This window comes from Pseudomonas palmensis (assembly GCF_017848315.1).
GTDB classification, from domain to species: domain Bacteria; phylum Pseudomonadota; class Gammaproteobacteria; order Pseudomonadales; family Pseudomonadaceae; genus Aquipseudomonas; species Aquipseudomonas palmensis.
This window is the reverse complement of record NZ_JAFKEC010000101.1, coordinates 1-8194: the sequence shown is the minus strand read 5'-3', so window position 1 is coordinate 8194 and position 8194 is coordinate 1. Positions and strand designations below refer to the sequence as shown.

Annotated in this window: 10 protein-coding genes; 1 reads left to right on the top strand and 9 read right to left on the bottom strand. The window is 66.3% G+C overall.

Going from position 1 to position 8194, the window contains the following annotated elements; translation table 11 throughout:
* Positions 1–99 precede the first annotated feature (99 nt).
* Genes JZZ72_RS27155 through JZZ72_RS27115 form a run of 9 tightly spaced genes read right to left on the bottom strand, consistent with a single transcriptional unit; the run spans position 100 to position 6990 of the window.
* Positions 100–882, bottom strand: coding sequence for a 2-keto-4-pentenoate hydratase (locus tag JZZ72_RS27155; RefSeq protein ID WP_058541174.1), 783 nt, complete (start codon positions 880–882; stop codon positions 100–102).
* Positions 883–911: 29 nt separating this feature from the next.
* Positions 912–1883, bottom strand: a complete 972-nt coding sequence (locus tag JZZ72_RS27150) for an NAD(P)H-dependent flavin oxidoreductase (RefSeq protein WP_043861080.1) — start codon at positions 1881–1883, stop codon at positions 912–914.
* A gap of 31 nt (positions 1884–1914) precedes the next feature.
* Entirely contained in the window at positions 1915–2727 is an 813-nt protein-coding gene (gene hcaB, locus JZZ72_RS27145) for a 3-(cis-5,6-dihydroxycyclohexa-1,3-dien-1-yl)propanoate dehydrogenase (RefSeq protein WP_054916105.1), read from the bottom strand.
* Between the two features lie 10 nt (positions 2728–2737).
* Positions 2738–3268, bottom strand: coding sequence for a 3-phenylpropionate/cinnamic acid dioxygenase subunit beta (locus JZZ72_RS27140; protein WP_043861078.1), 531 nt, complete (start codon positions 3266–3268; stop codon positions 2738–2740).
* Positions 3269–3277: 9 nt separating this feature from the next.
* The gene (locus JZZ72_RS27135) at positions 3278–4627 is read right to left on the bottom strand and encodes an SRPBCC family protein (RefSeq protein ID WP_043861077.1); all 1350 of its coding nucleotides are present in this window, start codon (positions 4625–4627) and stop codon (positions 3278–3280) included.
* Positions 4628–4665: 38 nt separating this feature from the next.
* Entirely contained in the window at positions 4666–5019 is a 354-nt protein-coding gene (locus JZZ72_RS27130; RefSeq protein WP_058541175.1) for a non-heme iron oxygenase ferredoxin subunit, read from the bottom strand.
* Positions 5016–5867: a DODA-type extradiol aromatic ring-opening family dioxygenase gene (locus tag JZZ72_RS27125; protein ID WP_058541176.1), complete on the bottom strand. Its 852-nt coding sequence runs from the start codon at positions 5865–5867 to the stop codon at positions 5016–5018. Before JZZ72_RS27125 ends, JZZ72_RS27130 begins: the two co-directional genes overlap by 4 nt.
* 4 nt (positions 5868–5871) lie before the next feature.
* Positions 5872–6168, bottom strand: coding sequence for an extradiol ring-cleavage dioxygenase (locus tag JZZ72_RS27120; protein WP_043861074.1), 297 nt, complete (start codon positions 6166–6168; stop codon positions 5872–5874).
* 6 nt (positions 6169–6174) lie between these two features.
* Positions 6175–6990 carry an alpha/beta fold hydrolase gene (locus JZZ72_RS27115; RefSeq protein ID WP_054916107.1) on the bottom strand — a complete coding sequence of 272 codons (816 nt, stop codon included), beginning with the start codon at positions 6988–6990 and terminating at the stop codon, positions 6175–6177.
* 294 nt (positions 6991–7284) lie between these two features.
* On the opposite strand from JZZ72_RS27115, the gene JZZ72_RS27110 reads away from it, so the two are divergent.
* Positions 7285–7866, top strand: a complete 582-nt coding sequence (locus tag JZZ72_RS27110; RefSeq protein WP_043861072.1) for a TetR/AcrR family transcriptional regulator — start codon at positions 7285–7287, stop codon at positions 7864–7866.
* Positions 7867–8194: the final 328 nt, after the last annotated feature.

Below are 8194 nucleotides of genomic sequence, written 5' to 3'. Positions count from 1 at the left end.
GCCCTCGTGAGCGCGGCAGGCCGTCGGCCCGCTGCTCACTGGTTTTATTGTTGTAGGTACCGGCGGTCGGTCAGGCCGCCGGGTTCAAGCCGGCACGGCTCAGGTGAAGCGACAGCTCACTTCGCCCAGGCGGGTCAGGCGCAGGCGCAGGCTGTCGCCCGCCACCACCGGCACCATCGGCCCCAGCGCGCCGGACAGCAGCACGTCACCGGCCTGCAGCGGGCGCCCGGCCAGGGCCATGGTGCGCGCCAGCCACAGGCAGGCATCCAGCGGGTTGCCCATGCACGCGGCGCCCACGCCGATGGCGGCCTGGGCACCGTTCTTCTCCAGCAGCATGCCTTCCAGGGCCAGGTCCAGGCCGTGCAGGCTGACCGGGGTCTTGCCCAGCACGTAGAGGCCCGAGGAGGCGTTGTCGGCCACGGTGTCGACCAGGGTGATCTTCCAGTCCTCGATGGCCGAGTCGACGATCTCCAGCGCCGGCAGCACATGGTCGACCGCGCGCAGCAGCTCGCCCAGGGTGGTGTCGGGGTCGGGCAGGTCGCGCCCCAGCACGAACGCGATCTCGCCCTCGGCCTTGGGCTGGATCAGCCGCGTGCTGTCGATGGCCTGGCCATCGTGGCATTCCATGTCGGCGAACAGCATGCCGAAGTCGGGCTGGTCGACGCCCAGTTGCTGCTGCACCGCCAGCGAGGTGAGGCCGACCTTGCGCCCGCTCAGGCGCCGGCCGGCGGCCAGCGCGGCCTGGGTGGCGAGTTCCTGCACGGCGTAGGCGTCGTGCAGCGACTGGATGTCGAAACGCTCGGAAATGCGCCCGCACGGGGTGCGGGTCGAGCGGGCCTGGGCCAGCGCTGCGGCGGCGGCCTGAAGGTTGGGGTGGGTCATGGGGTTGCTCCTGAACGGGTCCGGTTGGCTTACAACGCGCGCGCGCGACTCTGGCGATAGCCCTGGTGCAGTTCGTCGACCAGCTCGGCCACGCTGCAGGTGCGGGTGATCTGGCCCACGCCCTGCCCCGCCGACCACACGTGCTTCCACGCCTTGTTGGCGGTGGCGATGTCGCCGGAGAAGTCGATGCTGGGGCGGGTTTCGCTGCGCGGGTCGATGCCGGCCTTGTCCAGCGACGGCTGCATCCAGTTGGCCAGCACACCGCTGACCGCCTTGGTGGTGGTCACCTGGTCCAGCGAGCACTCCACCAGCATGTCGCGGTAGGCGTCCTCGACCAGGCTTTCGTGGGTGGCGATCAGGCGCGTGCCCACCAGCGAGAAGTCGCAGCCCAGCACCTGCGCGGCATGGATGTCGCGCCCGTTGGAGATCGCCCCGGCCAGGCCCAGCGGGCCGTCCCAGAACTCGCGCACTTCGGCGACGAAGGCGAACGGGTTGTAGTTGCCTGTATGCCCGCCGGCGCCGTTGCACACCAGCACCAGGCCATCGACGCCGGCGGCCACGGCCTTGCGTGCCAGGGCCGGGCTGATCACGTCGGCGATCACCACCCCGCCATAGGCGTGCACGGTGTCGAGCACGCGCTTGGGGCTGCCCAGGGCGGTGGAAACGATCGGCGGCTGGTAACGGCGCACCAGTTCAAGCTCGGCCTCGAAGCGGTCGTAGGTGCTGTGCACGATCATGTTGAGCATCCACGGCGCCCACTGCTCGCCACGCTGCTGCGCGGCGTCACGCTCGCCGACGATCTGTTCCAGCCATTGCTGCAGTTGCTCGACGGTGCGCGCATTGGGCGCCGGCAGGCTGCCGACGATGCCGGCCTGGCAGCTGGCGGCGAGCAGGCGCGGGCCCGACACCAGGAACATCGGCGCGGCCAGCACCGGCAGGTCGAGCCCGGCGAACAGGTTCAGGAGTTGCTGTTGCGGTGCACTCAGGCTTGTTGTTGTCATCACGCATCTCTCTTGTTCTGGTTATCAAGGCTCAGGCCTTGCGCGACCGCGTGGGGCCGGCGCTGCGAATCTCCCAGCCGCCATCGCTGTGGATGATGTTGGCGGTGGTCAACCCGGCATTCTCGCGCGAGGCCAGCAGCACGTAGTGCCCGGTGTGGTCCTCGGGCTCGGCAATCCGTTGCAGGGGCACAGCCTGCGCGGCACCGGCCTCGAACCCGGGGATCTGGTTGAGCGGTACGCTGCGGCTGTTCAGGCCATCCAGGCTTTTCATCGGCGTGTTGGTCGCCCCCGGCGCCACGCCGTTGACCCGGATATCCGGCGCCAGCTCGTAGGCCAGCTGGCGGATCATGCCCACCAGCGCATGCTTGGCGGTGACGTACAGAATGCCACCACCGCCGGCATAAAAGGCACTGTTGGACAAGGTAAAGATCATGCTGCCACGGGTTTGGCGCAGCGCCTCGATCGACGCCTGCGCGCCGAGCAGGTAGCCCTGCACGTTGGTGGCGAAGAGTTTCTGGAACGCACCCTCGAAATCCTGCGGGGCGATGCGGTCCAGGCGGGTGAAATAGTCGAACACCGCGGCGTTGCCGACGAAGGTGTCGAGCCTGCCGAACGCCTCCAGGGTGGCGGCCACGGCGCGCTGGTTATCCTGATAGCGCGCCACGTCGCCCTGCACGGTGATCACCGCATCGCCCAGCTCGGCAGCCAGCGCCGCCAGTTGCGCCGCGTCGCGGCCCATTACCGCGACCCTGGCGCCTTCGGCCACGTAGCGGCGCACGATGGCGCTGCCGATGCCGCCGGTACCGCCGGTGACCAGTGCCACCTGCCCTTTCAACCAAGCCATGTGCAGGCCCTCATAGGAACGTGTTGATGTTCTTGCACAGCAACATCGCGTTGGGGATCAGAATCTTGCGCTTGAGCAGCTTGAGGCCCTCGGCCTCCAGGCGCAGCACGTCCTCGCGCCGCCCGGCCAGCTGGGCGTGTTCGTCCAGGCCGCGGCTGCGCACGTTGACGAAGCACGAGTACGCCAGGTACTCGCCCGGCTCGGCGCCGGCATACACCTCGATGTTGCTGACCAGGTGCACGTTGCGCGTGGGCGGGTTCTCGGCCCAGGCCGAGGGCTGCTTGAAGCGCGCCACGCGGCGCTTGAGCTCGCGCATGCCGTCATCGAAGAAGGCCATGTGCTCCAGGCGGTAGGGCCCGGACTTGTCTTCGCGGCGACGGTTCTCGATGCCGGGCATCCAGTAGTGGATGGCTTCGCTCAGGCTCAGCAGCCATTGGTCCCAGCACTCGTTGTCGAGCAGGCGCGCCTCGCGCAGCAGAAACTGTTCGACCCGGCGGGCCTCGTCGATGGACACCGGGGTGTCCTGCAGTTGGTGTGTCATCTCGCCCCCTCAGCGCAGCGTGCCGTTGCGGTCTGGTACGTCGGCCCAGGTCGGTGCCTGCAGCAGGTCTTTCCAGCGCTGGTAGAACGCCCGCGCGTTGCATTCGTTGAGCTGGCCCTTGAACACGTTGCCCGGCAGTTCGCTGTCGTCCAGGCGGGTGTGCATGCCCAGGCCCACGTACAGGTCCTGGTAGCGCGTGACCACGCCCCGGCTGGTCTTGGTGCAGTACTCCCAGTTCTCGCCGTCGTCCATCTCGAACACGCCGGTGGGCGAGAAGGTCATCATCGCGCCACGGCGCCATTTGTCCTTGATGTCCTGCGGGGCGTTCTTGTTGACGATGACCCAGGTGAACAGCTCGATCTTGTGCGGGCCACGCGGCTGCCAGATGCGCACGGTGTTCTGCCCCGGCAGGAACGAGAAGTTGGGGAACACGGTGAACGAGGAGATCGCGCCGATCAGCTTTGAGCGGAACTCGCCCAGGCGCTCGGCGACCTTGGGGCGCAGCACATGCAGGTACTTGTTGATGTCCTTTTCGCCCAGGGTGGCGGCGTTGCCGACCACGTCGGTGGCGAACTCGTAGCCGTGGCCGTTCCAGTTCACAGAGTAGGATTCGGGCAGTTCGCCGACATTGGCCACCGGGCCGCCGAGCATGGCCTTGGCCGCCGAGTCGTGGGTCCAGCCGCCGTGCAGGATGTCGCCGACGAAGTTCTCGGCGGCGATCTTCCAGTTGCACTCGATGGTGGAGCGGATGCAGCCGCCCAGGAACTCGCTGCCGCCCTCGTCCATGTCGAGCATCACGTCCATGTACCAGGTCATCGGCCCGAGGTACTCCTCCAGGGTCGGCGCATCGCTGGCAAACGTGGCGAACACCAGGCCCTTGTAGCTGGCCACGCGGGCTTCGCGCAGGCCATGCCTGGACTTGTCGAACTGGCTTTCTTCGTAGCACTTGGATTCGTGCATGCCCATCAGGCGCCCGCCATCGGCGCCGAACGACCAGCCGTGGTAGTTGCAGATGAAGCCGCGGGCGTTGCCGGCCTCGGCAAAGCACACCTTGTTGCCGCGGTGCGGGCAGGCATTTAGGAACACCTTGATCGAGGCGTCCTTCTGGCGTACCACCAGCACTTCGTCTTCACCCATCGAGGTGGTCAGGTAGTCGCCGGACCTGGGCAACTGGGATTCGTGGGCGACGAACAGCCAGCAGCGCGCGAAGATCTTCTCCAGCTCCTGCTCGTAGATCGCCTCGTCCCAGAACACCTTGCCCGACAGGCGCCCCTCCTGCATGTCGCAGAGGCGGTCGAGGTTGCCCAGGGCGGGCGTGCTTTCGAGGGTTCTGAGCGGTATGTGCTTGTTGTTATCCATGGTTCAGACTCACAGGTATGCGGTTGGACGGCGCCCGGTCAGACCGGGCTGTCGGCGTCGGCCAGCGCCTCGTCGGCTTCCAGGGCCGTGTCGGCATACACCTCGCGGTCGGTGACGATGACCTTGTAGGTGCGCAGGTGCCGTTCGCAGGGGAAGGTCACAGCCTTGCCGCTAGGGATATGGAACTGGCCCCAGTGCACCGGGCAGGTGATCAGGTCGTCTTCCATGTCGCCTTCGGCCAGCGAGGCGGTGGCGTGGGTGCACATGTCGGTGGTGGCGTAGAAGGTGCCGCCCAGGTTGTAGACGCACAGGGCATCGCCATCGCCGTTGGCGACCTTCTTCAGTTCGCCCGGCGCCAGCTCGTCACGCTGGCAAAGCAGTATGCGGCTCATGCCGGCTCCTCGTTGTTGAGTTGCACAAAGCCCAGGCCGGTGACCCAGGCGGGCACGGCTTCATAGGCGATCACTTCACCGCGCGGACGCTCCAGGGCGGCCATGGCGCAGGCGAAGTTGCGGATTTCCATCGCGCCGTTGCCGGCCCGACGCAGGATGTCTTCGTCGCGGTAGGCGCACAGTGCCTGCAGGTCGCCGTTGACCCCGTGGGCAAGGATTTCGCGGTCGAAGTCCTCGGCCACCTGGCCCATCTCGACGGTGCCTACCCAGTGGCTGATGCCGCCGCTGCCGATGATCACCACGCGCTCGTCGGCGTCGAACGCCTCGACTGCCGCGCGCAGTTGCCGGCCCAGGTCGGCCGAGCGCTCCAGCGAGATGTACGGGTCGACGCCGCACGCCAGGTACACCGGGATGCTCGGCAGCTCACGGCCCAGCAGGGCCTCGGCCGGCTTGACCACCAGCTGGTGCGGGATCGAGAACGAATGGTCGACGGTGAAGCTGCGCGCCACGGTCCAGTCCACGCCCTGCCCTTCACCGTGATGGACGATGTGCTCGGCCAGCGCCTGGTGGTTGCGCACCACGCCCCGGTCCAGGCCCGGCAGGCGGTCGATGGGGCCGTCCACGTCGCCGGTGCCGATCACGTAGCGCGGCAGGCAATGGGGGCCGAACAGGATGTAGTGATCACAGCCGACGATGATCACCGCCGTGGGCTGCAAGGCGGCCAGGCGCTCGGCGCATTGGGCATAGGCGCCCCATACGGCATCGCGTTGTGCGGCCGGTGGCGCATCGGGCGCCACGAACATCACCGGGTCATGCGGCATCCAGAAGCCGCCCACTATCTTGCCCATCGGTTCACCCCTTGAGCGCGGCGGAAAACCCCGCGCCTTGTTCATCGGTACAGCCCAGGCGCTGCTTGTAGACGCGCATGCTGCGTTGCGGCGAAAGCTCCTGCCAGAAGCCCATGGTCAGCATCGGGTTGACCCCGGCCGCCTGCAGGCCGGCCACGTCGAAGTCGAGGATCATCTGCGCCTCGTCGGGGGCCAGGGCGAAGCGCTGCACGAAGCCTGCGGCGTCTTCACGAAAGCGCTGCTTGGCCGCGCGCTCCACGCACAGCTGCCACAGCACCCGCTCCATCACGTTTCTGCTCATGCCGGACTACTCGCCGAGAAAGTCGCGAACCAGCGCGGCAAAGCGCCGTGGCTGTTCGCTCTGGACCCAGTGACCGCAGCGCCCGAACAGGTGCAGGTCGGCGTCGGCAATGCTGTTGGCGATCAGCAGCCCGCACTCCGGCGGCACCACACGGTCTTCGCGGCCGTGTACCACCAGCGTCGGCGCCACGATCTTGGCCAGCGCGGCGGCGGGGAAGCCCTTGACCATCGTCTGGCCTTCGGCGGCGGGCTGCGGGATCAGCTTGCGCAAGGCGGCCTGGGCACCGGGCCGGGCACTGGCCTCGTAGCGGGCCTGCACCATGGCGTCGGTGATCAGCGCCTTGTCGTAGGGGAACAGCTCCATCAGCTGGCGCATGTTGGCCAGCGACGGCTCGTACTCCCAGGCACCGCGCAGGCCGGGGGTCTGCACGAACTCGCCGGCCGGGGTGCCGAGCAGCACCAGCTTGTTGACGCGCTCGGGGGCGAACACCGCCAGGCCGATGGCCAGGGCGCCGCCGAACGAGTTGCCGATGAAGGAGGCCTTCTGGATATCCAGGGCATCCATGATGCCGATCAGGTGGCTGACCCACAGCTTGATGTCGTACCGGGCGTCATCCTTGAACTCGGTGAAACCGAAGCCGGCGATGTCCGGCACGATCACCCGCCAGCGGTCGGCGAACACCGGCACACTGGCGGCCCAGTTGGCCCAACCCGAAACACCCGGGCCCGAGCCGTGCAGCAGGAACAGCGGCTCGCCCTGGCCGGCCTCGTGGTAGTGGGTGTGGTGCCCTGCTGCGAGCAGAGTCTTTGCAGTTGCGCTCATGTCGGCCTCCGGTTTTTATTCTTAACATACAGTTGTGTATCTGCATGCTATTTACCGTTTTGACCTGAGTCAATGAAAAAACATGACTATTTTCAAATAATGAGCAGCCGTACCTACACCTATGTACTGTCATGTATGGCAGGATGCGGACACCCGGCACTGGCCTTGTGGCCAATGCCGGCAATAGCTTCGCCGTTGCGGCGGGCGTTAGAATGACGGTTTGCTGCCAAGGCCAAGCGTCGAACCCTGCGCTGCCCTGGCGCTTATCCAGCTTGTTGGACAAGGCCCTACACAATGTCATCACGCACCAACCTCACGCGGGAAGATTGGATTCATGCGGCACAGGAAGTGCTTGTCACCAGCGGCGTCGACGCCGTGCGCGTCGACACCCTGGCCAAGGAACTGAAGATCACCCGTGGCAGTTTCTACTACCACTTCAAAAGCCGCGGCGAACTGCTCGAAGGCATCCTGGGCAACTGGCGCGCACGCGCCACCGAGGATGTGATCCTCAACCTGCGCACGGCCCACAGCTCGCCGCTGCAGCAGTTGCAGCGCCTGCTGGAGCTGCCTTCCCACGGCCAGACCGCCAAGGACGCCGCCTCGATCGAACTGGGCATCCGCGGCTGGGCGCGGCGCGACAAGCAGGCGCGCCAGGCCATCGACGAGGTGGACAGCCATCGCCTGAACTACATCGAGGGGCTGCTGATTCAGGCCGGCGTGCCCAGCGACGAAGCCCAGGACCGCGCCTACCTGATCTACGCCTACCAGATCAGCCTGTCGCTGCTGCACAGCGAAGACACCCCGCAACAACGCCTGGCGCGCAGCCAGCGCATGGCCGGCATCCTCCTCCCCGCGTGCAGCCACGCCCCGGCCTGAGCGCCTGTGCCGACCCGCTCGGCACATTGCAAATACACAAATGTATCTTTGTATATCCAATACCCGCCATCCAGCGGGTATTGGCACGCTCGTCTTGAAAAATATTTATTCAATAAATTCAAATAGATAATCGAATAAATCGGCGAATGCAGGCGCGCCGCTGCGGCGCCTGTTGACAAGCCGCCCACCTTCCCGCGTAGTCTATACATACACATGCACATGTGTATTTAAACGCCTTGCATGTTGCCCTGCCCCGGGCAGGGGCGCACCACAATAAGAATAGAAAACGAGTACTTCACTATGCACGCGCCTGCACGCTCTCGCCGGG

Coding starts and splice junctions, on each gene's coding strand:
- JZZ72_RS27155 (WP_058541174.1), bottom strand. CDS start 882: ATGACCCACCCCAACCTTCAGGCCGCCGCCGCAGCGCTGGCCCAGGCC.
- JZZ72_RS27150 (WP_043861080.1), bottom strand. CDS start 1,883: ATGACAACAACAAGCCTGAGTGCACCGCAACAGCAACTCCTGAACCTG.
- hcaB (WP_054916105.1), bottom strand. CDS start 2,727: ATGGCTTGGTTGAAAGGGCAGGTGGCACTGGTCACCGGCGGTACCGGC.
- JZZ72_RS27140 (WP_043861078.1), bottom strand. CDS start 3,268: ATGACACACCAACTGCAGGACACCCCGGTGTCCATCGACGAGGCCCGC.
- JZZ72_RS27135 (WP_043861077.1), bottom strand. CDS start 4,627: ATGGATAACAACAAGCACATACCGCTCAGAACCCTCGAAAGCACGCCC.
- JZZ72_RS27130 (WP_058541175.1), bottom strand. CDS start 5,019: ATGAGCCGCATACTGCTTTGCCAGCGTGACGAGCTGGCGCCGGGCGAA.
- JZZ72_RS27125 (WP_058541176.1), bottom strand. CDS start 5,867: ATGGGCAAGATAGTGGGCGGCTTCTGGATGCCGCATGACCCGGTGATG.
- JZZ72_RS27120 (WP_043861074.1), bottom strand. CDS start 6,168: ATGAGCAGAAACGTGATGGAGCGGGTGCTGTGGCAGCTGTGCGTGGAG.
- JZZ72_RS27115 (WP_054916107.1), bottom strand. CDS start 6,990: ATGAGCGCAACTGCAAAGACTCTGCTCGCAGCAGGGCACCACACCCAC.
- JZZ72_RS27110 (WP_043861072.1), top strand. CDS start 7,285: ATGTCATCACGCACCAACCTCACGCGGGAAGATTGGATTCATGCGGCA.